The sequence below is a fragment of the uncultured Mucilaginibacter sp. genome (assembly GCF_903893715.1).
Classification (GTDB): domain Bacteria; phylum Bacteroidota; class Bacteroidia; order Sphingobacteriales; family Sphingobacteriaceae; genus Mucilaginibacter.
Map to the genome: position 1 here is coordinate 1 of NZ_CAITNG010000136.1, position 24,594 is coordinate 24,594.

A 24,594-nucleotide genomic window follows, 5' to 3' on the forward strand; every position below is an offset into this window, starting at 1 on the left:
GAGATAATAAATCAAATTTTGACTTGCTTCTCAATAGAAGTTTAATGCCATCTGTCATATGATGGGCTATTACTCTCTCAAGAGGGGAATCGCACGGGCCGTGCTTTGATTTTTTTGGTCTGTCGGGGATTGGAAATCCTGGACAACGATTATAAGAGATTTGCCGCGCAAAGGCGCGAAGACGCAAAGTTTTTGAACGGCATTCTTAGCGGCTTAGGCGGCTTTGCGGGAACATAAAACAGAGTGGATTTCGTTAACATAACGGCATTACTATAAATATCCATATCTCCTACAGGGCGTTGCAAACGCAAGGCCATGTTAAGCGCTCGTTGCAAACGAGCGCAAGTTGCAAGAATAAAAACTAAATGAAAATATAAAACACCCATAAATACCGATAACAGAAAAATATCGAACACCGAATATCCAATATTGAATGATGAAGTAAAATCGACGTTCAAAGTTCATTATTCGATATTCACTAACACCCATAAATACCCATAACAGTCGCAAGGCGCGTGGAGCGGGGCGCAAAGCGTTGGGAAAGGTTAATGGCTGTAAATGTCAATCAATTATACACAAACTCGCCAAACTCGGAGGTGATGGTTACCTGTTTTTGTTCGGCGGCTTCCACACGGCCGATAACGCGGGCTTCGATGTTGAAGCTTTTGGATATGTTGATGAGCTGCGGGGCTAATTGCTGTGGTACGTATAGTTCCATGCGGTGGCCCATGTTGAATACTTTGTACATTTCGTGCCAGTCGGTACCGCTTTCTTCCTGTATCATTTTAAACAGGGGCGGGATAGGGAACAGGTTGTTTTTGATGACGTGCAGGTTATCGATAAAATGCAATACCTTGGTTTGCGCGCCGCCGCTGCAATGCACCATGCCGTGTATCTGGCTGCGGTACTGGTCGAGTATGGTTTTGATAACGGGGGCGTAAGTGCGTGTTGGTGAAAGTACCAGTTTGCCCGCTGTGATGGTTTTGCCGTTGCCGATGTCGACCAGGTCGGTGAGTTTTTTGGAGCCGGAGAAAACCAAATCGGCAGGTACGGCCGGGTCGAAACTTTCGGGGTATTGCCGGGCGATGGTTTTATTGAAAACGTCGTGGCGGGCGGAGGTGAGCCCGTTTGAGCCCATGCCGCCGTTGTATTCGGTTTCGTAGGTGGCTTGTCCGTATGATGCGAGGCCAACGATAACGTCGCCGGCTTTGATGTTGTGGTTGGAGATGACATGAGCGCGTTTCATGCGGCAGGTAACGGTGCTATCCACAATAATGGTACGCACCAGGTCGCCCACGTCGGCAGTTTCGCCACCGGTAGAGTAGATGCCCATGCCGTGCGCGCGGAGCTCGGCCAGTATCTCTTCGGTACCGTTGATGATGGCGGCTATGACTTCGCCGGGGATAAGGTTTTTGTTACGGCCAATGGTTGATGAAAGCAGGATACCATCTGTGGCGCCTACGCAAAGCAGGTCGTCGATGTTCATAATAATGGCGTCTTGCGCTATGCCGCGCCAAACGGACAGGTCGCCGGTTTGTTTCCAGTAGGTATAAGCCAGCGATGATTTGGTTCCGGCGCCATCGGCATGCATAATATTGCAGTATTCAAAATCATTACCCAAAATATCGGGAACGATTTTGCAGAATGCCTGGGGGTAAATGCCTTTGTCGATGTTTTTTATAGCGTTGTGCACATCGTCCTTTGAGGCCGAAACACCGCGCTGATCGTATCTGTGCGAGGAAACCATGGTGCAAAGGTAATGGAAAATTGTTCATTTGTTTATTGGTTCATTTGTCATTGGTTCATTAGTTCATTGGTCATTGGTCATTGGTTCATTGGTTCATTGGTCATTGGTTCATTGGTCATTGGTTCATTGGTCATTAGTTCATTGGTTCATTAGTCATTGGTTCATTTGTCATTGGTTCATTTGTCATTGGTCATTAGTTTGTTGGTTCGACGGTTTGTTGGTGGGTGTTGGGGTTAAATGAAATTAGGTGGGGCAAAATATGGGGTAATTACTACCTTTGGCGTACCCTCCCCTAATAAAGGCCGTATCATCATGATATTGGTTATAAAATATCAACATACCGAATGAAAATTGCTTACTGGTTTCGCGCGCAACTAAAACGATCATTTGACCGGATCAAAAATGAGGACCTGAAAAAGAATGCCTTGCAGGCTATTCCGTTTTGGATAGCTTCGGTGATAACCGGCGTGGTGGCGGTGGCGTATACCAAGCTTTTTTTATGGGCCGAAAGCCTGACGGCTGTTGTTTTTAATTACCATGCCTGGCTGCTGTTTGTACTTACGCCGGGCTGTTTTTGGTTGGCCTGGTGGCTGGTTAGGCGTTATGCGCCTTATGCTCGCGGCAGCGGTATTCCGCAGGTGGCCGCGGCTATACAGGTATCATCGCCAACAACAAGTTATATCGTAGACAAATTGTTGAGCTTTCGCATCATCGTAGTGAAAATGGCATCGAGTTTGGTGATGGGTATAGGCGGGGCTACAATAGGCCGCGAAGGTCCTACTATTCAAATAGCAGCGTCAATTTATAAATTAGTGTACCAGGTGTTGCCCGCTTGGTGGCCAAAAATTGCCAAGCGCAATATGATTGTAACGGGGGCGGCCGCGGGTTTGGCGGCGGCGTTCAACACGCCCTTGGGCGGTATCGTGTTCGCGATAGAGGAGTTGACCAAAACGCACTTCAGTTATTTTAAAACGGCGATTTTTTCGTCGGTTATTATAGCGGGTTTATCGGCGCAAGCTTTATTAGGGCCTTATTTGTATTTAGGCTATCCTAAAATTGATAACCTGTCGGGCTATATATTTTTATTGGTGGCGATGGTAGCATTAATATGCGGCATTTTAGGCAGCGGCACATCGAAACTCATTCTGTTTATTTTCTCGTTAAAAAAGCGGATGAAGTTTAAATACAACCAGGCCGTATATGTAATAGGCTGCGGTTTGGCAATGGCCTTTATCGCTTATTTTATTAATGTGGGTGTTTTGGGTTCGGGCAAGGAGTTGATGGTGAAGGTTTTGTTTACGCACGATAAATACTCGGCGTGGTACACGCCGTTGCTGCGTATGGGTGGCTCTGTTATTTCGTTTACTACCGGTGCGGCAGGTGGCGTGTTTGCACCGGCACTGAGCTCGGGGGCGAGTATTGGGTCGTTGATATCGGGCTGGTTTAAACTACCCGACAGCGATGCCAATATGCTTATCCTTGCCGGGATGGTAGGCTTTTTAACCGGGGTAACACGGTCGCCGTTTACATCGGTAATACTGGTGCTGGAAATGACGGACAGGAACAATGTGATATTCCATTTGATTTTGGCGGGCATGGTGGCCAGCCTCGCGGCTGTTTTGATGGACAAGCACTCGTTTTACGACAGGCTGAAACACCAATATATTGAAGAGCTGATAGCTGATGAAAAAAACCAGAAAGTTGTAGAAGCGCTGGAGGAAAGAACGGATGAGAGACTCGAAGCCGCCGAAGAGGAGGAATAAAAAAGCCTCCCCGAAAAACAGGGAGGCTTAGCAATTATCTCCAGTAACCTTTTATCCAAATCTCGCCTTCGCCGCGACGGTCCCAATGGCCGGGAACGTAAACAGCGTGCCTGCGGGGTGGCAGGGCCCAGTAACCGCCGTGCCAAACGTAGTGGTCGCCGTGGGGGACCCATTCCTCTTCGACCCAAACGTGGCGGGGTGATGGCGCAACAGGGCGCTCGAACACAACAGCCGGGCGGGCCGGGCGTACACGCACAATAATTTGTGCATTTGCCGAGGCTAAGGCGCCTAATGTAAGTAGTGTTAAGAGCATCAAAAGCTTTGTTGTCTTTTTCATGGTATAAAATTTTTGGTATTTGTGTTTAAGACAAGCAACTAAAAAAAATGTTTAGGGGAAGTTGAAAAAATTATTGTGCCGTTTACAAGCTGTGAGGTTAGAATGGTGTGATGAAAGTTGGGGTAGGCCCCAACAAAAAAACACCGGTTATTGCCGGTGCTTTATGTTGTTGGTTTTTGTGGTTATCTCCAGGTAGCAGCAATCCAAACAGAGCCGCGACGGCTTTTATTCCAATGGCCGGCAACGAAGGTTGCGCCTTCGCGTGGCGGGGCTTCCCAGCGTCCGCCGTTCCAGGCGTAGCCATGATGGCCGTTGTTTTTCCAATCCTCATCAACCCAAACATGGCGGGGCGATGGTGCGGGCGGGCGGCTGCGTTCTTCAACCCTTGCGTGGGATGGATGGATGCGTACTACAATTTGAGCGTGCGATAATGCAGTAGCTCCTAATGTGAGCGCCGCAACCAAAACAAAAACCTTTGCTGTCTTTTTCATTGTTTACAATTTATAATGTATGAGTAAGACAGGCCGGGGTGGTAATTGTTTTGATTATAAATTTAACCGGCAGAGTAAGTGCTAATTGGATAGCTTGAAAACCTGAATGGCTGGCGCGCCATGCGGAACATAGCCATTTGAGGTGAGCATGAGGGTGTCGTCTTTTATGGTGATGGTATTTAAGGTGCACCAGCTATCCCTGTTAAAACTATTTGATGTAGTAAAGCTTACTGCAGGTTTTTTTGTTCCATCGATGGCGCTGACTATGGTTTGCACATGGAAGACACCCGATGCGGAGACGGCGTTTGCCGAAAGTTGTTTATAGGTACTATCTGAATTGAACTGGAGGTATATGTTTGCGTTTGATTGTGGCGAGATTACGCCATAGCCACCTTCGGCCAACACGTACTGCCACTTACCGATGATGGTAGAGGGAGGCTCGGGGATTATGTCGTCGCTTTTTTTGCAGGCGTAAAGTGCCACGCAAGCAAGCAACAGGGCCGATAAATAGTTTAACCGTTTTATCATCATATGTTATAGGGTACCAATGAGATATGTGGCTAAAATACAAAAAACAACTTTTTAAAAAAAATGCAAAACGGAAATAAGTGTCTAACAAATGTTGATTGGTGCTAATAACAAATAAAGGCACAAAAAAGGCAGACGAAATTGAATTTGCCTGCCCTTGAAAGCGTTCTTTGAAATACAGGTTATTTTATAAACAATAACTCCCTGAATTTTGGTAGCGGCCACATGGAGTCGTCAATGAGTTGCTCCAATTTATCAACATGATAACGTATAGGGTCGAAATAGCTTTTTACCTTTTCATCGTAAGCAATGGAACGGTCGCGTATATCGTCGATGGCGTTGGCTTTTTTGCGTTCGTCAATCATTTCTTCCACATTGGTTTTGATAAAGTTGATGTGGTGGGCTATACGCTCAATGATATCCATTTGAGCCGCATAGGTTTCTTTGCCCAAACCAATATCCTTTAAACCTTTTACGTTTTCAATCAGCTTGGTTTGATAGTTAATGGATGTTGGGATGATGACATTGGTTACCAGGTCGCCAATCAAACGGGCCTCTATCTGTAGTTTTTTATAGAAGCTATCCAGCAAGATCTCGTGGCGGGCGTGGCTTTCGCGTTTGGTATATACGCCGGTATCTTCGAATAGTTTCTCCACCTTTTCGGTGATGAGTACGTCGAGCGCTTTGGGCGTGGTTTTTATGTTCGATAAGCCCCGTGCCTTTGCTTCTTTTTCCCATTCGTCGCTATACCCATTGCCTTCAAAACGGATAGATTTTGACTCCTTTATATACCTTTTAATAACAGTTAATAAAGCGATGTCTTTTTTCTCGCCTTTTTTAATCAGCTTGTCCACCTCTACCTTGAACTTTTTGAGCTGATCGGCAACGATAAGGTTGAGTATTGTCATCGGGCTTGATGAGTTGGCCGAAGAGCCTACGGCACGCAACTCAAATTTATTGCCCGTAAAGGCAAAGGGAGAGGTACGGTTGCGGTCGGTATTGTCGCGCTGTATCGCGGGTATCTTTGGTATGCCCTGCCATAGCAATGATTCTTCCTTAATTCGTTTGCTGATACGGGATGTTTCTATCTCATCCAACAAATCGCTCAATTGACTGCCGAGGAATATCGAGATAATCGCAGGCGGGGCTTCGTTGGCGCCCAGACGGTGATCGTTGCTTACCGAGGCGATGGAGGCGCGCAGCAAGTCGGCATACTCATGTACCGCTTTAATGGTGTTCACAAAAAAGGTAAGGAACATCAAGTTGTTCTTGGGCGTTTTACCAGGCGATAACAGGTTTTTGCCTGTATTGGTAATCATGCTCCAGTTATTGTGCTTACCCGAGCCATTGATGCCGGCGTAAGGTTTTTCATGCAGCAATACCTTAAAGTTATGGCGTTTGGCAACTTTGTCCATTACGTCCATCAATAACTGGTTATGGTCGATAGCTAAATTGATCTCTTCATATATAGGTGCGCATTCGAACTGTGATGGCGCAACTTCGTTATGACGTGTTTTTAACGGGATGCCTAATTTAAGTGCCTCTGTTTCCATGTCGAGCATAAAGGCGTATACGCGTTCGGGTATCGAACCAAAATAATGGTCCTCAAGTTGTTGCCCCTTTGCCGACATGTGGCCAAACAAGGTGCGGCCGGTAAGGTACAAGTCGGGCCGGGCATTAAACAAGGCGATATCAACCAGAAAATACTCTTGCTCGATACCCAGCGAGGCATTTACTTTTTCAACGCTCTTGTCAAAATAATTGCACACGTCAACAGCGGCTTTGTCCAACGCGCTCAAGGCCTTTAATAAAGGAGCTTTATAATCGAGGGCTTCGCCGGTGTATGATACGAATACGGTGGGTATGCATAAGGTTTTGCCGCTATTGCTTTCTATAATAAAGGCAGGGGATGATGGATCCCAGGCGGTATAGCCACGCGCTTCGAAGGTATTACGGATACCACCGCTTGGAAAGCTTGACGCATCGGGCTCTTGTTGTGCCAAGGCATCGCCGCTAAAACGTTCGATGGCCGTACCATCGGCGGCAGGTTCGAAGAAGGCATCATGTTTTTCGGCAGTTGTGCCGGTTAAGGGCTGAAACCAGTGGGTATAATGTGTGGCGCCTTTGCCCATTGCCCATGCTTTCATGGCCGATGCTACCTGTTCGGCCATATCGCGGGGGATGGGTTCGCCGATTTCGATGGCACTGACAATGCTTTGGAAGGCGTCTTTCGATAAATAGTCCATCATTTTCTTTTTATCGAAAACATTTGAACCAAAAAAGTCGGAGATTTTTGTTCCCGGCACTTTTACTTCGGGTATTGAACGTGTTAACACAGCTTGCAAAGCCTGAAATCGGATATTCGACATGGTACGTTTTTAAAGATTAATATAATTGACACATCAAAAATATAAAACTACCGTTAACACGCACCTTTTTTAGTTAAAAATCACATATTTTAATTAATGCGGTGCAATGAGAGTGATTTTGATAAAAAATTAAATTTTTTTTATGATTTCGTTTGTTTTTTTAAAATATTACTCGTAATTTCATCAAATAATTCAAATAATCATCTGTAATTGATAAAAAGACATAAAAAAATGATAAAAAGCGGTAAAAATCTCTATCAATTCTATCAATTTTGTTATTTTACTTAAAAAAGTCATTGAAAAAAAGAATAAAAATCTACAAACAACCCGTAACTCACTTATCAAACAAACTAAATAAACAAACACTATGAACGTAACGAGTATCAAAAGTAAATTGCTCACGCAATTTTCGCCGAAAGGCGACGAAGGCCGAATGCCTTCTTCTACCTGGTTAGGTATTTCCCCGGAGAAATGGCGATTAGGTATCACTATTTTTTCAGGTAAAATACTTGGATTAATGCTGGTTCTTGCAGCCATGATCACCTTGCCCGGATTGTTGGGCAGCGCACATGCCGCAGCACCAACACCAACCGCTATCGAAACATCGATGATGAACTCTATCAACACTACATGGACGTTGGTAGCCGCTTTCCTTGTATTTGGTATGCAGGCCGGTTTCGTAATGCTGGAAGCTGGTTTTGCCCGTACCCGCGAAACCGTTAACGTATTAATGGAATGCGTTTTTGATACCTGCCTTTGCGGTATCTTGTTTTGGGCTATAGGTTATGCCTTTATGTTCGGTCATGGTAACGGCTTTATCGGCTGGGGCGGATTGGCGAAAGATGGCAAGACCGTTATCGATTGGTTTTTTTTGAAAAACACTCCCGAAACTTACGAAGCTACAGGTATCCCTGTATTGGCACACTGGGTATTCCAGTTCGCTTTTGCCGATACTACTTCAACAGTAACATCGGGCGCTATGATCGGTCGTACCGGTTTCCGCGGCGATATTTTATACAGTATTGGTGTAACAGGCTTTATCTATCCTATTATTGGCCACTGGGCCTGGGGTCCTGATGGTTGGTTAGCAACCATGGGTGCAACAGGTGGTGTATTGCCAACTTTAGGTCAACCTTTCCACGATTTTGCAGGCTCAACTGTAGTACATACCATTGGAGGTGTGGTTTCATTGGCCGGTGCAATTGTATTAGGCCCACGGATAGGGCGTGTATTTATGCGCGACAGCAAAGACGGTGGCATGCCTGCACCTCACAACTTACCGGTAGCTACAGTAGGTGCATTCTTACTATGGTTTGGCTGGTATGGTTTTAACCCTGGCAGCTCGCTTTCGGCAATGGATGCTGATGGTATCGGCCGTATTGCTTTCAACACTACCATTGCTGCCTGTACAGGTGGTTTAGGTGCCATGTTGATGGGATTATGGTTTGGTCCAACCAAAGGTAAATTTGATTTAGGCTTTACGCTGAATGGTTTACTGGGCGGTTTGGTTGCTATTACCTGTCCTTGCTATTGGGTATCGCCGCTTGGCGCAGTATTGTTAGGCTTTGTTGCCGGTATCGTAGTGTACCTGGGTACATTGTTGTTAGAGTACCTGCGTATTGATGATCCAATCGGTGCGGTACCTGTACACGGTTTTGCCGGTATCTGGGGTACTATATCTTTAGGTTTCTTTGCTTGCCCCGGTATCAAATTAGGTGCTTATCCTTGCGGTTCTGCCTTATCGGGTTTATTTTACGGTGGTGGTACCGCTGTACTGAAAGCTCAATTGATAGGTAGTGGCGCTATCACTTTGTCAACTTTCGTTGTAGCCCTGATTATGATGTGGGTAATCAACAAATTACCACATCCATGGAAACTGCGTGTTGAAGAACATGGCGAAACAGGTCCGGGCGGTATCGACGTATTTGAACACGGTACTGAAGCTTACCCAGACAAAATCGTTGTTGACGCTATGTCATAAATCAATTGAATAGCTCAATAAACTAAATAATGAATTTATTTAGGGGCAATATGAAAATATTGCCCCTTTATCAGGCCTCAACATTTAAGTCTTTAAATACTATCGGTTAGCTATAACATTCAAAAATTTAGAACATATGGAGCTTTAAAAAAGATAAAAACTCACTCACTCACTCAACTCAATTTAATAATAAACTCAATCAATCTTAACTAAACAACATGAAAAAAAAGTTATTACTTATTTTAGCAATTGCAGCATCGGGCTTAGCCGTAAAGGCCCAGGACTCGATAAAAGTTACTTCCGATGCGCCATTAGTAGTTACCGGCTCGGTAGACGCTTATTACAAAGCTGATTTTACCGGCAATAAAGTTGGTAATATCCCAACAAGTTTTGGTAGTGATCAAAACTCTATCTCGATAGGGATGATAGACCTTGGTTTGAAAAAGAAAGTAGGCAAGGCCGCGTTCGCCGGTGAGTTGTCTTTCGGTCCACGCTCAGACCAATCTATCCCAACTGCGGGTTACCACATCCAAAATTTGTATGTTAGCTATGACCTGACTTCGGCACTGAATGTTACCGGCGGTTACATGTCGACCTTTATCGGTTATGAAGTAATTTCTCCGACAGGAAACTTTAACTACTCAACTTCGTACCTGTTCACTAACGGTCCGTTTGAAAATGCAGGCGTTAAGTTTACTTACACTTTTTCGGACAAGGCGAGCTTAATGGCAGGTATTTTTAACGATGCATGGAATGTTTACACTTCGTCGAGTGCCGTTTCTACTTTTGGCGCTCAATTGATGTTGGTTCCGGTTAAAAACTGGACTGCCTATTTAAACTTAGCTGCGGGCGAGTACTCGGGTACCGAATTTGATTTGACCACTACTTATCAAATTACGCCTGCCTTTAAATTGGGCTTGAACGCTGCCGATTTTACTGCTCCAACTTACAAGTCACTTGGTGTTAGCGGTGGTTTTGATGGTGTTGCTTTATACCCTCAATTGGCTGTATCTAAAGATGTTACTTTGGGCATACGCGGCGAGTATTTCACTTCGAAAACAGGTACAAAAGGTACTGCTGAAACTTTCTCGGGTGTTATCCCTGGCGAAAGTGTAACAGGTCTTACTTTTACAGCAAACATCAAATCTGGTCCGTTAACATTGATTCCTGAAATCAGGTTTGACAATGGTTCGAAAAGCCAGTTTGTTGACAGCAACTTTAAACCATCAACTTCGGCAGGCCAATTTTTGGTTGCTGCAGTGTACGCATTCTAATTGTTGATTTTTTTTTAAATTCGAAGCCGTCCCGAGATTATCGGGACGGCTTTATTGTCTTTATATGAAGAGGAAATTGTTATTGCTGATTTTATGCGTTTGTTTGGGTAAGACAGCCATAGCCCAAAAGGATTCGCTGGCTTTTGACGACCGGGGTAAATACATTTATTATAAAGTGGTTAATGTGGCCAATAACAACGCCGATGCTTTGTTTGGCAAAGCCTTAGTTTTTTTTAAATCGGCCTTTGATAAGAATACATTGAAGTTGGCATCACAGGACAGTAAAGCCGCATCGCTAACAGGTGAAGGTTATTTTTTGGTTTCAAAAAAACTGTCGATGGCAAAACACGATGATGGTAAGATTACCTGCAAGGTTACCATCGAGATAAAAGATTCGAAATACCGGTATTGGCTTACCGATTTTGTTTTCACACCCTACCAACGCGACCGCTATAACAATATGGTGCCGCAATTGGGACTTGATGTTGATATGGAGAAGGCCAACAAACAGTACGATAAAGCTGACGTTGAACATTATTTGGACGAGTGCGGTGCATTTTCGAAGCGGGTAGGAAAGAAACTTGAACAGTTTATGGTAGAAGCACCGAAAGCTAAAAAGGATACTGTTGCCAAAAAGGTGATATCGATAAATAAATGGTAGCGTAATATTTACAAAACGCCATAACATATTGTAAATATTAAACGTTATATTCGGTATAGATTTTCGCAGGTATGTTTATCCCCAAATCCGACATCTATAAAACCGAATGGCTGGACCTGATATTTCAGGGCCGCAACAAAAGCTATGGGGCTTATGAATTGCGGAAACAATACGCTTCTACTTTGTTAAAATCAATGGGTATTACAGCTATGGCTTTTTTGGCTGTATTTTTGGTGGCCGCGATCACATCGTCTAAACAGGTAGCAATAGCGGCAGCGCCAAACCAGGGGCGATCTGTATTTGTAGATATTTCAAAACAGATAAAAGTTGCCCATACTTCTGTCGGAGGGCACGCGAACCCGGTTTTGCAACGCGGTCGTGTTGCCAACCAAGATAAATATGAGCAAAACGGAAAGCACGTTTATCCTTATACACAATCCATCCCTCTGATACATCATAGCGATAGGGAAGCCCCGAACATTGCAAGCGTAGCACCTGTACAGCCTGTAAAAAATGCGGCGCCAAATATCGTTGATGCGCCTGATGAAATGCCGCAACCTACAGGAGGGAAGGTAGCCTGGGCCGAGTATTTAAAACAAAACCTGAGGTATCCTGACGGGGCAGCGAGTAAAAACTTATCAGGTAAAGTGTGGCTTAGTTTTGTTGTTGAGCCCGATGGTAAATTGTCGGACATACAGGTAATACAAAGCGCCGGTAACGGTTTTGATGAAGAAGCGGTGCGCGTAGTAAACAACTCACCGATATGGCAACCCGGCTTGCAAAACGGTCAACCCGTACGGGTAAGGTATAACTTGCCCATCAATTTCCATATCGTAAAATAATCCCCTGTTTTTTGAGGGATAGCAATATACCAGCTATTTAAAAATACCGGTGTTTAAATGCATGTTAACTTTCCTGTTTCGGCACAAATTCCTAATTTTGGGCATTCGTTAAAATAAAGCACAAACATTGGAGCAGCAGGAACTCACTACCGTACAAACAGCCAAAGATTTAGGTTTACTCCCCGAAGAATTTGAACGTATAAATGAAATACTGGGCCGCGTGCCCAATTTTACCGAGCTCTCTATTTTTTCGGTAATGTGGAGCGAGCACTGCTCTTACAAAAACTCTATCACGTGGCTAAAAACTTTGCCAAAGGATGGCCCGCGTATGTTGGCCAAAGCAGGCGAAGAGAATGCCGGTTTGGTTGATTTAGGCGATGGTATCGGCTGTGCTTTTAAGATCGAATCTCATAACCACCCATCGGCTTTGGAGCCTTACCAAGGCGCTGCAACGGGTGTGGGCGGTATTAACCGCGATATATTTACCATGGGCGCGCGCCCTATAGCACAACTTAATTCGCTACGCTTTGGCGATTTAAAATTGGACCGTACCAAATGGCTGGTAAAAGGTGTGGTAAAAGGTATCGGCGATTATGGTAATGCCTTTGGCATACCAACAGTTGGCGGCGAATTGTTTTTTGACGATTGCTACAATGTGAACCCTCTGGTTAACGCCATGAGCGCAGGCATTGTGAAAGCCGGTGAGACGGTTTCGGCCACATCATATGGTGTAGGCAACCCGGTGTATATCGTGGGTTCGGCAACGGGTAAAGATGGCATACACGGCGCGGCGTTCGCATCAAAAAATATAACTGAAGATTCTGTGAACGATTTGCCAGCAGTACAGGTTGGCGATCCTTTCCAGGAAAAATTATTATTGGAAGCAACACTCGAGGTGATAAAAACCGGAGCTGTCGTAGGCATGCAGGATATGGGTGCAGCAGGTATTATCTGCTCCAACTCCGAAATGTCGGCCAAGGGCGAACACGGTATGCGCATAGACCTGGATAAGGTGCCTACACGCCAACCGAACATGAAGCCTTTTGAGATACTATTATCTGAATCGCAGGAGCGGATGCTTATTGTTGTGCACAAAGGCCGCGAAAAGGAAGTAGAAGCCGTTTTTGATAAATGGGACCTTAATTGTGCCATCATCGGCGAAGTAACCGATACCAAGCGCCTGCATTATTATATGAAAGGCGAACTGGTTGCTAATGTACCTGCCGATGATCTGGTTTTAGGCGGTGGTGCCCCGGTGTACAAACGTGAGTATCGCGAACCTGCTTACTACAAAACTAATCAGCAATTTAAAATAGAGGATGTTGAGCAACCTGCCGATTTAAAAGCTGTTGCTGACCACCTGATTGCTCATCCAAATATTGCCTCAAAACGTTGGGTAACCAACCAGTACGACTCGATGGTGGGTACGGCTACCATGACTACTAATCGCCCGTGCGACGCCGCTGTAGTGGCTGTAAAAGGTACTGACAAAGCTATTGTGTTAACTGTTGACTGTAACTCGCGCTATGTGTATGCTGATCCTCAAAAAGGTTGCGCTATTGCTGTGGCCGAAGCTGCACGTAATATTACCTGCGCCGGTGGCGAGCCGGTTGCTATTACCAATTGCCTAAACTTTGGCAACCCTTATGTGCCCGAAGTTTACTGGCAGTTTGTGGAAGCCATAAAAGGCATGAGCGCGGCTTGCACCAAGTTCGAAACGCCGGTTACAGGTGGTAATGTAAGTTTTTATAACCAGTCGACAGATGACGGGCCCGTTTTCCCAACGCCGACTATCGGTATGCTGGGTGTAATGGACGATCTGTCGACCATGATGACCTCTGATTTCAAAGAAACGGGCGATTTGATTTATTTAATCGGCGAATCAGTTAACGATATCGCTTCATCTCAATACCTGGCATCATACCATAACATTTCCGCATCGCCAGCACCTTATTTCGACCTCGATAAAGAGTATGCCATGCATCAGGTGATCAAACAACTGATCAAACAGCATTTGATACAGTCGGCCCATGATGTTGCCGACGGTGGCTTGTACATCACCCTTTTAGAATCGGCCATGCCAAGCTATATGGGTTTTAAAATCGATAGTGATACCGATATCCGTAAAGACGCGTTCCTGTTTGGCGAAGCGCAGGGTAGGGTAGTGGTCTCGGTTAGTCCTGACCAACAAGAAGCCTTTGTTGAACTGCTGTCAACATCTGAAGTGGAATTTACCCTGCTCGGCACCGTTAGCACCGGCACGTTGGAGATCGATGGCGAATCATTCGGTACGGTAACCGAAGCGCACCAGGTTTACGATAACGTATTGCAGGGGATTTTAGGCGAGTAGGCTATTATTTATCCGGACTTGACCAACTAATATGGCCGGAATTTTCCACTTCAAGCAATTCACTGTCGACCAAAGCGGCTGTGCCATGAAGATCAATACCGATGGCGTTTTGTTGGCTGCTTTAGCTAAAGCAGATGCAGCTAAATCTATTTTAGATATTGGCACCGGCACCGGGGTGATCGCATTAATGCTTGCTCAAAAATTTCCTTATGCCAAAATTGATGCAGTTGAAATTGACAAAACTGCAGCAGAAACAGCCGGGGGCAATTTTAAAAACTCACCTTTTGCAGAACGATTGACCATAGCACATAGCAGTTTTCAGCATTACTTTGAACAATTTCCAGCAAGGAAATATGAGTTGATCATATCCAACCCGCCATTCTATATCAACTCGCTCCAATCGCCCGAACATCAAACCAATATTGCCAAACATACCGATGTGCTTTTTTTTGAAGAATTAGTGGCAGGTGTTTCAAAACATTTATCAATAAACGGAGCTTGTTGGGTAATACTGCCTGTACCTACTGCAGAGTTTGTTAAGACTTCAATGTCTCGGTTCAATTTGCACCTCCAAAAAATCATCACCATACGTTCATTTGCTGAGTCAGAAGTGCACCGCGAAATATTGGTTTTTGGTTCATCGCAAACAAAGTTTAACATCGAAGATTTTGTAATTTATGATATCCCAAAAGAATATTCCGATAGTTATAAAACAGCTTTAAAAGATTTTTTTACTATCTTTTGATTGATTATAAATCCGAAACTGAAAATTCGACATCAAAAATAAAAATGACCCGCATAGGCTTGCTCTCCGATACACATGGTTACCTTGACGATGCAATTTTCAAACATTTTGAAAACTGCGACGAAATATGGCATGCGGGCGATTTTGGTACTATTGAACTTGCCGATAAACTGGCGGCATTTAAGACCCTGCGTGGTGTTTACGGTAACATTGATGGTAAAGAACTCCGTTTGCAATACCCCGAAAACCTGCGTTTTGATTGCGAGAAGGTGGATGTGTGGATGACGCATATCGGCGGTTACCCCGATAAATACAGCCCGCAAGTTAAGCCACTAATTTACACTAAGCCACCACAATTGTTTATTTGCGGCCACTCACATATTTTGAAAGTAGTTTACGACAAAAAGATCAATTGCCTGCATATAAACCCCGGTGCAGCAGGTAAACAAGGATGGCAAAGGGTGCAAACATTAATTCGATTTTGTATTTCCGAAGAAAAAATTCATACCTTAGAGGTCATAGAATTGACAAAAACATAATGTACTTTATACACTAAGCTATATGATCGCACAAACTTTAGGGCAGTTTATTATTGAAAAACAGGCAGATTTTCCGTATGCCAAGGGTGAGTTGTCGCGATTATTGCGCGATGTTGGAATTGCCGCTAAAATTGTGAACCGCGAGGTGAATAAAGCCGGCCTGATGGATATTTTGGGTGATGCAGGCAGTACTAACATTCAGGGCGAATCGCAAAAAAAACTTGATGTTTTTGCTAACGAGCAATTTATATCAGCTTTGCAAAGTGGTGGTGAATGCTGTATCGTCGTATCCGAAGAGAACGACGAGTATATTTATATCGATTCAGAAATTTCAAAGAACGCTAAATATATCGTCGCTATCGACCCGCTTGATGGTTCATCCAACATCGATGTAAACGTGAGCGTAGGAACTATCTTTTCCATTTATCGTCGCAAATCAACCGAAGGCAAAGCAACCTTGGAGGATGTTTTGCAAAAAGGCGTGGATCAGGTTGGAGCGGGCTATGTCATCTATGGCTCGTCGACCATGTTGGTTTACACTACCGGCAAAGGTGTTAATGGCTTCACTTTAGATCCATCTATAGGCGAGTTCTGCCTGTCGCATCCAAACATGACGATCCCTAAAGATGGCTATATTTATTCCATTAACGAAGGTTACTATACCCACTTCCCCGATGGTGTAAAAAAATACATCAAATACTGCCAGGTTGAAGATACTGCTACCAACCGCCCCTATACGTCTCGCTACACCGGCTCCATGGTTGCCGACCTGCACCGTAACATGATAAAAGGCGGTATATTTATTTACCCTATTACCGCACAGGCACCCAATGGTAAATTACGCCTGGTATACGAGTGTAACCCCATGGCTTTTATCATCGAACAAGCAGGTGGTTTTGCCTCTAACGGTTACCAACGCATTTTAACGCTCGATGTTACCGAACTGCACCAGCGCTCTGCTATTTTCATAGGCTCGTGCAATATGGTTAAACGGGCAGAAGAAATGATGGCCTGCTTTTCGCCGCAGGTAACAAAAAAATCCTTCGAAGGCGTTACAAATATTCAGTAAAACTGTATTTTTGAGTATGGAAAAAACTAAAATGCAAAAGCGCTTATTGCCAATAGGTATGCTTTGTCTTTCCGCTGGTTTAATCCTCAAATTTGTTGTGGAGCTGCGCGGTAATAAGCTTGACTTTTTTATTGGACTTTTGATCGGATTGGGTATTACCCTTTTGGTAGGTGGTTTTATTAAAGGAAAGCTTCAAAGTCAAGCTTGATTATTTATAACAGACTTTCCCTATTCGCCTCTACTTCAAAAACCGAATCAATTAATAAGCCTTTTTGCTTGTAAGCATTTACTGCCATCTCATCGCAGCGCTCGTTCTCGGCATGGCCGTTGTGCCCGCGCACCCATACAAATTTAACTTGGTGTTGCTTGTATAACTCCAAAAATCGTAGCCACAGGTCCTTATTTTTCTTATCCTTAAATCCTTTTTGAACCCAACCATATATCCACTTTTTTTCGATGGGGTCAATCACATATTTCGAGTCGGAATAAATAGTGATCTGCTGCCCCGGTTTTTTCACAGCTTCGAGGGCTTTGATTACCGCCAGCAACTCCATACGGTTATTGGTGGTTTTCCGAAAGCCTTCAGATAGTTCCTTATAATGTTCGCCCGAACGTAATATAGCACCGTAGCCTCCCGGCCCCGGGTTGCCGCTCGATGCGCCGTCTGTGAAAATTTCTATCATCGCTTAGTTCATGGATCATAGTTCATGGATCTAGGAAGAAAACCAGCACCACCAACTGTTGGTACGAAGATGCTAATTATCATCTAAAACCGAAAGCGCTATTCACCATCAACCATCAACTCTGAACCATAGGCCAACTCATCCTGCAGTCAACTCATCATAAGCCGAAGTAAGGGTAGTTTTTATACCCGTTCCCTGCCAGTCGGTTACACCGGGGATTGACGTCGCCATGCTAATCTCGTCTTTGGTTTTTCCGGCTTTTATCTGGCTGTCAACAAATGCAACAGCCTGTTCCATATAGTTTTGCATGGCTTTTATATCGTCTATATTGCCGGTCACCTTTTCCGGGTCAAAAGCATGACCGAAAACGAACAGGGTATCTTTATTGAACTGCTTTTGCGCTTTTTCCAAACATTGCGCCCAACTTTTCAATGATGCTCCGTGTGCCATATCAATTACGGGGTATCGGCGGTTAAATACCAGATCACCGATATGCACAATATTAGCATTCTCAAAATGGATCATAGCATCGCCGTTGGTATGGCCTCGGCCAAAGTAATGGGCTTTTATGGTCTCATCGCCAACTTTTATTTTCCAGGTATCTGTAAAGGTAGTATCGGGGTAAAGTTGTTTGTCCTCGGTTTTGCCGGCAACAGCCACTGCTGTTTGGTTGGCCAACGAATTGGCATGCGCCGCAACTTTCTCGGTAATGCCTTTAAATGAGATATTTCCGCTGGTATGATCGCCGTGGTGGTGTGTATTGATCAGCCATTTAAAAGGCAGGTCCGAGCGTTTTTTTAACTCGGTGATCAGGTGTGTGGCCTGTTCAGGGAACTCGGCATCAACCACCACAATGCCCTCCTTATTGATCATCCAGGCAATAGTACCGCCCTTTTCGGTGAAGATACCGACATTGCCCCGCAGGGTCTTGATCTGAAAAGGGTCCTGCTCCAGCGAAGCAAAGCTTTTGTTGCGCAACAATGCCAACGAAGCCAATGATAATCCGGTACTGAATAGAAATTTACGACGTTGCATGTTGATTTTTTTGAGGTTACTAATTGGTTATAAATTTAAAAACAAAGTATCTCATTTCACGACAGCACAGTGTAAGTTTTTTGCTACTTCTTTTTTGATATTGATTTAACATAAACTTTTTAGAAGAATGAGCTATATCACTTTTTAAAACCTTTTGTTTATTGGTACCTTTATACTACAATTAAATCCGACTATCATGAGCTACAGAGAAAAAATTAAAGACGTTTACGACCTGCTTGGCCAGGGCAAGGCGATGGATGCTTTTGAAAAATATTACAGCGACCACGTAGTAATGGAAGAGCTTGGCGCCGAGCCCGTTAAAGGCAAAGAGGTTAACCATGCCCGCGAAATCGCTTTTTTTGAGACCATACAGGAATTTCACGGTGCTGGCGTTGAAGCCATAACAGCCGACGAAGAAAAAGGCATTACCATGGTCGAAAGTTGGTTTGATGCCACCTACAAAAACGGGCAACGTTACAATATGGAGCAGGTTGCCGTTCAACGCTGGGAACATGACCATATCGTGTACGAAAAATTCTACCATAAGTAAAAGTTAAAAGCTTAAGGCTGAAAGCACAAAGCTTTTTGCGAATATTTTCGCTTTCAGCTTTATGCTTTCGGCTCTTTGCTTCTTACCGTCCGCTGCTCTATCCTTTTCTCATAGGCAACACCCTTAAATATGCGGTGGACGTATATGCCGGGCGTATGTATCTGGTCGGGATCAAGTTCTCCGGGTTGTACCAGTTCTTCCACTTCGGCAATGGTTATCTTACCTGCCATGGCCATCACCGGGTTAAAATTGCGCGCGGTTGAACGGTAAATCAAATTGCCCATGGTATCACCCTTCCAGGCCTTCACTATCGCGAAGTCGGCATCAAAGGCCAGCTCCATCAGGTAATCTTTACCGTTAAAATTACGCACTTCTTTGCCAATGGCCACTTCCGTGCCAATTCCGGCAGGGGTAAATATGGCCGGCATGCCATAACCCGCCGCCATACAGCGGGTAGCTAAGGTACCTTGCGGGATAAGTTCCACATCCAGCTCGCCGCTCAGCAATTGCCGCTCAAACTCCGCGTTCTCACCTACATAGCTCGATATCATCTTTTTAACCTGTCGCTTCTTCAGCATCAAGCCAATACCAAAGTCATCAACCCCGGCATTGTTCGATATACAGGTGAGGTTATTAACCCCGCTTTTTACCAACGCGGCAATACAATTCTCAGGCAGACCGCATAAGCCAAACCCGCCCAGCATCAACGTCATCCCGTCCTTAATATCCCGAATGGCCTCCTCGGCATTGGCAACAACTTTATTCATCACATTATAATTGGTACAACGAAATTAACACTAATTGGTCAATTTTGAAGGTACGGACAAGGATACTTCATCATTCGAAATTCATCATTCGATGTTCGATATTCTTCAAATTCACCACTTCACTGTCTTATCAATAAAAGCAATCAACTCATCTGCCATGGCCTGGTGCTCTTTAATATTGGGATGGCCCGGTGTACCCTTATAGGTAAATATAAAGCTATAAATGTTTTTGTCGTTCAGCTGAGCAACTGCCTTTTGGATATAAACCGGCCACACCGACCCCGGTTTACAAGCGCTCATGCTGCCCAAAGCGCAAATGATATTCGCGTTAGGATATTTGCCACGAAGGTCTTTAATGAAGTTTTTATACGCATTGATGATAAAATCTTCGGTCGGGGGGGTATGCCCAAACCTGGCTTCGAACAACGGGCCACTACCCGATTGTATAACGCCCGCATCATTTTGAAACAGGTTCACCACCACTACCTGGGGGGTATATTTGCTAAAATCCCATTTGCTGTTCGCATCCATCGGGTCCAAACGGTCATACACTTCGGGCATATTGAGCGGGTAATACCCCACCACAACACCGATGCCGCTTTTGGCGATGAAACTCCATTGCGCGTTATAATGCCTGGCTGTTAAAGCCGCGTAGGTAATGTAGTTGTTTTTATAGCGACTCAGGTACGAGTCGCGGCCCGAAAAATCCTCAATAGCATAGCCCGCCGTAATAGAGTTACCATAAAACTCTATAGCCCGTGTTTTCATAGCCGGGGGGGGGTAAAATGGTGACATTATCATCAAACTGAAAGTTATAGAAATTGGTATTGCCATCGCTCCATTCTGTACGTTTGTACAATTGCAGGGTATGGTTACCTGCCGACAAGCCCGAGGCCAGGGTGTACAATCGTTTTACCGTATCCGGGTGCAGCACTACTGTTTTACCATCAACAATCACGTTAAAATAATTCTCGCCGCGTTCATCTTTCAAAGTGGCTTTAACCGAGGTTCCGGTAAAGTTCACCTCCAACGATGTGCCCGAATAATAGAGCACCGAGCGGTCGCCCTTGTAAGCGATACGCCCGGTAGCACGTACCCGGGTATCCTGAAAGGATACTACCTTTTGGGCCTCGGCCTGGCTGTAAAACAAAACCGTAAAAAAACCTGCAAATAAACACCGAGCGGCGGTTTTCAATAATAATGACATGGGTAAATATGGGTGTTTTATATTTTTTATTTAGTCTTTATTCCTTGTTCCTTATTCTGTCATCAGTAAAAAGGACATGGGTAAATATGGGTGTTTTTTCAATGTGCGAATTAGTAAATGTGCCTATATGCAAATTAAAAATGACTTAATGACCAATGACCTAATGACAAAAAAGACATGGGTAAATATGGGTATTTATTTTTTTTTTTAACGCTTCGCTCCATGCGCTTTGCGCCTTGCCTGCTCACACAAAAATACAAAAATTCATGCTAAATTCCTACTTCACCACGTACCCCGCAATCGCAGAAACCGGCACGCCCTTATCCGTAACCCCCTGCACAACAACCGTCACTTTACCTTTCGGGTCGGCATTATAAAAGCTTACAGTCGCTTCGCCTTTGGCATCGGTGGTAATAACGGGTTCCCAATGTATGGTGGTCCGGTAATCGGGTTTATCACCCGGCGCTTCGTACCTCGGTGCGTAAAATACCCGGGCTTTGGTATAACCCACAAAATCGGCCATGGTATTATCATAAAAATCTTTTGATTTTAATGAGCCCGGGCGTAACAAAAGCTCCACAGAGTACACCTTCCCATCAACTGTTTGCCTGCCGCGTATGGTTACCTTTAATACCCTGTCCATGGTTTGTTCCCAATACTCGTCAACATCGGGTTTAGGTGCCATGCCCACAACAATTTTTTCATGGTCGGTATACACACCATGCACACTTACCGGGAACATATAAGGTGGGATATAGCCTGTAAAAATACGTGGCGGCGAGGGCGGTCTTTCTCTGTCGCCTTCGTCCATTTGCCAATGCGCGTTAGGTATATGGTTGATTACAAAATCGCCAATAGTGGTAAAATCTTTTTGTTCGGCTAACGTAATCGGATATGTCTGTACGGGAAGTGCATTGCTATAACCTGTTATCTGTACAGTTTTGAGGTTGTTGACCCCACCGAAAGTGAATTTTTGTTTAACCCTTTCCCTTTCATACAACGAATCGGCGTTAACCGGATTTTGCTCAATCAGTATATTATCGACGGGTTCCACCGCTAATTTATCCCGGAACATCGAATCGACAATAATCCAGCCGCCGGTTTTCCCTTTACTTTTCCCGTCCTCGCCAATCCCGTCGCTTTTTCGTGAAGTAAAGTATACATACTGATATCCGTATAAAACGGCACCATCTATCCGGAAATGGCCCGTAGAATCGGATATTGCCGAAAATAGTTTATTCCCGGCAGCCCTTGGCGCAAACATGGTGATGTTCATCTTTGGCAATACTTTATCGGCCCAAACTGCCCGCACATGCCCGTTAATAGGTAAAGCCTGCTCCACATCGTATCTCTGTTTAAATTTGGTGTCATCTATGTCTTTCCATATAAAATCCCGCCAACCTTGCGTCATCAGCAACAAGTCCATTTGCTTAAGGCGGTTTACATTCGTGGTGTCAAAATACCTTTCGGGATGTTCAATGTTACCCTTTACCTCCGATTTTAATTCCAAATATTGCAGGATATCCCCAGGCTGTACAGCCACAACGCCCGCGTCAACAGCCGCTAACGACAAGTGCGTAACTGTACTGTCGCTCAATTTGAGTTTCACTGTTGTTTTTTGTCGCGAATGATAGGCAATCGAATCGGTCGTGATCTTCAACTTGGTGGTGTTGGGATGATGCACGTAAACCAACCTCTCACACAGCGGCTTCGCGTACTCATCGTAAAGCGTAATGCAGGCAATACCTTCCGGAAAGTTCACATCGGGCACCTGCACCAAAATATTCTTCGACTGGATGCGCACCCGTTCCTTATAAATAACCTTATTGCCATGTCGCCCCACAATCACCAAATTATTCCCGCCCCACTCGCCCAGCGAAAAACCATTGCACGCAATCTCCGCAAAAATGGTAGGCGACGTTGCGCTAACGCCCATCGTAAAACCCTTTTGCCGCGCCTTGCGCAACTCAAATTTAAAGAGCTCGCCGTTAATGGTCACTTCCGCATGGTACATTTGCGTTTCGTCGGGTTCCAGGCCAAACTGTCCAAAGCCCAGGCTATCGCAGGTAAATTTTGCCACTGCACGTCCCGAGGTGGCAAATATCTGCCCGCTAACAGGTATGCCCTTGCCGAACTCGTCCTCCGCCTTCACGGCCACTACCGAGCTAACATCGTTTATCAGCGGTCCGCTCTCGGCAAAAAAACTCACATTCGGCCCGCTGGGCAATGTGTCCGTTTTACCAACCGTAGACTGTTTCTTTTTTACCCGTTTTACAGGTTTGGCTAAAGCCGATGCAATGCTTTGGCTGCCCCTGGTGTTCACCACCGTAATATTCTTCTCAAATACAAAAGTATCGCCAAAATTGCGCATCCAGTTGGTATAGGCGCGCAAGCGGTATGTACCTGCTGATAGGGTATCCGGCAGCTTAAAATCCCCGTTGCCCAAGCCGTCCTCCATCCGCAAAACATGCCGCAAAGTGATCTGCAAACCCGGACGAATCAGTTCCACATACAAATTACGACTATAATTGATGGGCTTGTTATTCTGCGCGTTCACCAAATAGGCCTTAAACCACAGGTCTTCGCCTTGCGAGTAAACATCCCTGTCAGTTTGCAAATAAATTTTTTCGTAAAAAAAGGGGATGGTAGTAGCCGTTTGCGCTCTTAAATCAAAGGCACATAGTAATAGCGTCAAGCAAAAAAATAAACGCTTAGCGGTTTGCCTCACAGCCGTTTAGGTTTGGTTAAGCGAATATAACGATTAATAATTCAAATCAGCCCCGTTTTTCGGGCATTCAAAGCGATTGTTGTTCAGTTAAAATAAAAGCGGTTGCCGAACAAATACAATACAAGGTGATACCGATGGTTTCTATCAAACGCCTTGTTTTACTTCGGTTAGCATAGGCGATTTTGTAGGGCATATACCCGTTCTTAAAGACCGTGCTGCGGTATAGAAAAACAGCCATAATTAGAATGGCAAGAATGAAATAATAGCCTGACGATATCTTAAAATAATGCTCCAACAGGTTTCTTAGAGTTGCGATATTAAGAAGGAATAGTATTAACGTATTGAAATAAGCCTTTGATTCGCAGTTGGTTTCGCTGTTTTCAAAAAATTCAAAAACACGGTACCATTTATAAAAAAGTAACTGGTGAAAATTCATTGAAAAGATTGCTATTTCAAATACACATACGTTATCCTACAATTGCTTTCATTATTTCTCCTTCACATAATACCAATCGTCATGCCCATAAATATTTTTAGGGCCGAAATATGCAAGTTTTGCAATTATTAGTGTATCCTTTGTCAATCTCATAATGGAATCCGTTGGGTGTGATTCACCTAAAGCCATTCCGGCCAAAGCTTGTCCATTCATTTCTGTAATTGCCATATCTAATTTTGATGAATCTGTATTAAAAGCCCACTTGCCTTTAAATTTTAGTTGCCCATACATTTCCTTTTCAAATGTGCCATCATTCCTGAAAAAGAGAGCATCAGAAAGTGATTTTTGCACAGGATTTAGCTCTTTACCGAAACTTTTAAGAGCAACCCATCTCCATTTTTTATTGCAGATTAGATTCATTTTTGAAGTATGCTGCATTGGAGTGCAAATTAACAGAAATGTGAATAGAGTGAGTAAATGCTTCATAAATTA

At 44.4% G+C, this 24,594-nt stretch carries 25 protein-coding genes; 12 read left to right on the forward strand and 13 right to left on the reverse strand.

Features of this window, described 5'->3' with window-relative positions; genetic code table 11:
- Window positions 1-565: 565 nt before the first annotated feature.
- Window positions 566-1,747 (reverse strand): AIR synthase related protein, encoded by a 1,182-nt coding sequence (locus QZX97_RS15745; protein ID WP_295655622.1) that lies wholly within the window; start codon window positions 1,745-1,747, stop codon window positions 566-568.
- A 344-nt stretch (window positions 1,748-2,091) separates the two neighbouring features.
- Between QZX97_RS15745 and QZX97_RS15750 the strand changes: the two genes are divergently transcribed.
- A complete protein-coding gene (locus QZX97_RS15750) occupies window positions 2,092-3,510 on the forward strand; it encodes a chloride channel protein (RefSeq protein WP_295654485.1) in 1,419 nt (472 codons plus the stop codon).
- Window positions 3,511-3,544: 34 nt separating this feature from the next.
- Here the strand turns inward: QZX97_RS15750 and QZX97_RS15755 are convergent, their stop codons facing one another.
- From QZX97_RS15755 to QZX97_RS15770, 4 genes are all read right to left on the reverse strand, one after another.
- Window positions 3,545-3,847 carry a hypothetical protein gene (locus QZX97_RS15755; RefSeq protein WP_295654483.1) on the reverse strand — a complete coding sequence of 101 codons (303 nt, stop codon included), beginning with the start codon at window positions 3,845-3,847 and terminating at the stop codon, window positions 3,545-3,547.
- 182 nt (window positions 3,848-4,029) lie between these two features.
- The gene (locus tag QZX97_RS15760) at window positions 4,030-4,338 is read right to left on the reverse strand and encodes a hypothetical protein (RefSeq protein ID WP_295654482.1); all 309 of its coding nucleotides are present in this window, start codon (window positions 4,336-4,338) and stop codon (window positions 4,030-4,032) included.
- Window positions 4,339-4,419: 81 nt separating this feature from the next.
- Complete coding sequence (locus QZX97_RS15765) at window positions 4,420-4,869, reverse strand: hypothetical protein (protein ID WP_295654480.1); 450 nt, start codon at window positions 4,867-4,869, stop codon at window positions 4,420-4,422.
- Window positions 4,870-5,048: 179 nt separating this feature from the next.
- Window positions 5,049-7,235: a glutamine synthetase III gene (locus QZX97_RS15770; RefSeq protein WP_295654479.1), complete on the reverse strand. Its 2,187-nt coding sequence runs from the start codon at window positions 7,233-7,235 to the stop codon at window positions 5,049-5,051.
- A gap of 210 nt (window positions 7,236-7,445) precedes the next feature.
- On the opposite strand from QZX97_RS15770, the gene QZX97_RS19130 reads away from it, so the two are divergent.
- From QZX97_RS19130 to QZX97_RS15815, 10 genes are all read left to right on the forward strand, one after another.
- On the forward strand, window positions 7,446-7,523 hold the full coding sequence (locus tag QZX97_RS19130) for a KxYKxGKxW signal peptide domain-containing protein (protein ID WP_363152715.1): 78 nt from the start codon (window positions 7,446-7,448) through the stop codon (window positions 7,521-7,523).
- A gap of 79 nt (window positions 7,524-7,602) precedes the next feature.
- Window positions 7,603-9,216 (forward strand): ammonium transporter, encoded by a 1,614-nt coding sequence (locus tag QZX97_RS15775; RefSeq protein ID WP_295654478.1) that lies wholly within the window; start codon window positions 7,603-7,605, stop codon window positions 9,214-9,216.
- Window positions 9,217-9,434: 218 nt separating this feature from the next.
- Window positions 9,435-10,490 carry a porin gene (locus QZX97_RS15780; protein ID WP_295654477.1) on the forward strand — a complete coding sequence of 352 codons (1,056 nt, stop codon included), beginning with the start codon at window positions 9,435-9,437 and terminating at the stop codon, window positions 10,488-10,490.
- A 64-nt stretch (window positions 10,491-10,554) separates the two neighbouring features.
- Window positions 10,555-11,151: a DUF4468 domain-containing protein gene (locus QZX97_RS15785; RefSeq protein WP_295654475.1), complete on the forward strand. Its 597-nt coding sequence runs from the start codon at window positions 10,555-10,557 to the stop codon at window positions 11,149-11,151.
- A 71-nt stretch (window positions 11,152-11,222) separates the two neighbouring features.
- On the forward strand, window positions 11,223-11,993 hold the full coding sequence (locus tag QZX97_RS15790) for an energy transducer TonB (RefSeq protein WP_295654473.1): 771 nt from the start codon (window positions 11,223-11,225) through the stop codon (window positions 11,991-11,993).
- Between the two features lie 127 nt (window positions 11,994-12,120).
- Complete coding sequence (gene purL, locus QZX97_RS15795; protein ID WP_295654471.1) at window positions 12,121-14,343, forward strand: phosphoribosylformylglycinamidine synthase subunit PurL; 2,223 nt, start codon at window positions 12,121-12,123, stop codon at window positions 14,341-14,343.
- A 31-nt stretch (window positions 14,344-14,374) separates the two neighbouring features.
- The gene (locus QZX97_RS15800) at window positions 14,375-15,088 is read left to right on the forward strand and encodes a methyltransferase (RefSeq protein WP_295654469.1); all 714 of its coding nucleotides are present in this window, start codon (window positions 14,375-14,377) and stop codon (window positions 15,086-15,088) included.
- Window positions 15,089-15,132: 44 nt separating this feature from the next.
- Window positions 15,133-15,627: a metallophosphoesterase family protein gene (locus QZX97_RS15805; protein ID WP_295654467.1), complete on the forward strand. Its 495-nt coding sequence runs from the start codon at window positions 15,133-15,135 to the stop codon at window positions 15,625-15,627.
- A 22-nt stretch (window positions 15,628-15,649) separates the two neighbouring features.
- Window positions 15,650-16,696, forward strand: coding sequence for a class 1 fructose-bisphosphatase (fbp, locus tag QZX97_RS15810; RefSeq protein ID WP_295654466.1), 1,047 nt, complete (start codon window positions 15,650-15,652; stop codon window positions 16,694-16,696).
- Window positions 16,697-16,712: 16 nt separating this feature from the next.
- Entirely contained in the window at window positions 16,713-16,904 is a 192-nt protein-coding gene (locus QZX97_RS15815) for a hypothetical protein (RefSeq protein WP_295654464.1), read from the forward strand.
- Window positions 16,905-16,908: 4 nt separating this feature from the next.
- On the opposite strand, the gene rnhA is transcribed toward QZX97_RS15815, so the two are convergent.
- Together rnhA and QZX97_RS15825 are read right to left on the reverse strand one after the other, a co-directional pair.
- Entirely contained in the window at window positions 16,909-17,379 is a 471-nt protein-coding gene (rnhA, locus tag QZX97_RS15820; RefSeq protein ID WP_295654462.1) for a ribonuclease HI, read from the reverse strand.
- A 138-nt stretch (window positions 17,380-17,517) separates the two neighbouring features.
- Entirely contained in the window at window positions 17,518-18,414 is an 897-nt protein-coding gene (locus QZX97_RS15825) for an MBL fold metallo-hydrolase (protein ID WP_295654461.1), read from the reverse strand.
- A 196-nt stretch (window positions 18,415-18,610) separates the two neighbouring features.
- Between QZX97_RS15825 and QZX97_RS15830 the strand changes: the two genes are divergently transcribed.
- Window positions 18,611-18,964, forward strand: coding sequence for a hypothetical protein (locus QZX97_RS15830; RefSeq protein ID WP_295654460.1), 354 nt, complete (start codon window positions 18,611-18,613; stop codon window positions 18,962-18,964).
- 59 nt (window positions 18,965-19,023) lie between these two features.
- On the opposite strand, the gene QZX97_RS15835 is transcribed toward QZX97_RS15830, so the two are convergent.
- The 6 genes from QZX97_RS15835 to QZX97_RS15860 all read right to left on the reverse strand — a co-directional run bounded on the left by QZX97_RS15835 (window position 19,024) and on the right by QZX97_RS15860 (window position 24,540).
- Window positions 19,024-19,734, reverse strand: coding sequence for a CoA transferase subunit A (locus QZX97_RS15835; protein WP_295654458.1), 711 nt, complete (start codon window positions 19,732-19,734; stop codon window positions 19,024-19,026).
- 108 nt (window positions 19,735-19,842) lie between these two features.
- Window positions 19,843-20,499, reverse strand: coding sequence for a GDSL-type esterase/lipase family protein (locus QZX97_RS15840; RefSeq protein ID WP_295654456.1), 657 nt, complete (start codon window positions 20,497-20,499; stop codon window positions 19,843-19,845).
- Window positions 20,468-20,938 (reverse strand): hypothetical protein, encoded by a 471-nt coding sequence (locus tag QZX97_RS15845; RefSeq protein WP_295654454.1) that lies wholly within the window; start codon window positions 20,936-20,938, stop codon window positions 20,468-20,470. Before QZX97_RS15845 ends, QZX97_RS15840 begins: the two co-directional genes overlap by 32 nt.
- A 277-nt stretch (window positions 20,939-21,215) precedes the next feature.
- Entirely contained in the window at window positions 21,216-23,555 is a 2,340-nt protein-coding gene (locus tag QZX97_RS15850) for an MG2 domain-containing protein (protein ID WP_295664781.1), read from the reverse strand.
- Between the two features lie 178 nt (window positions 23,556-23,733).
- Window positions 23,734-23,859, reverse strand: a complete 126-nt coding sequence (locus QZX97_RS15855; RefSeq protein WP_295664783.1) for a hypothetical protein — start codon at window positions 23,857-23,859, stop codon at window positions 23,734-23,736.
- 294 nt (window positions 23,860-24,153) lie between these two features.
- Entirely contained in the window at window positions 24,154-24,540 is a 387-nt protein-coding gene (locus QZX97_RS15860) for a hypothetical protein (protein WP_295654448.1), read from the reverse strand.
- Between the last annotated feature and the right edge of the window lie 54 nt (window positions 24,541-24,594).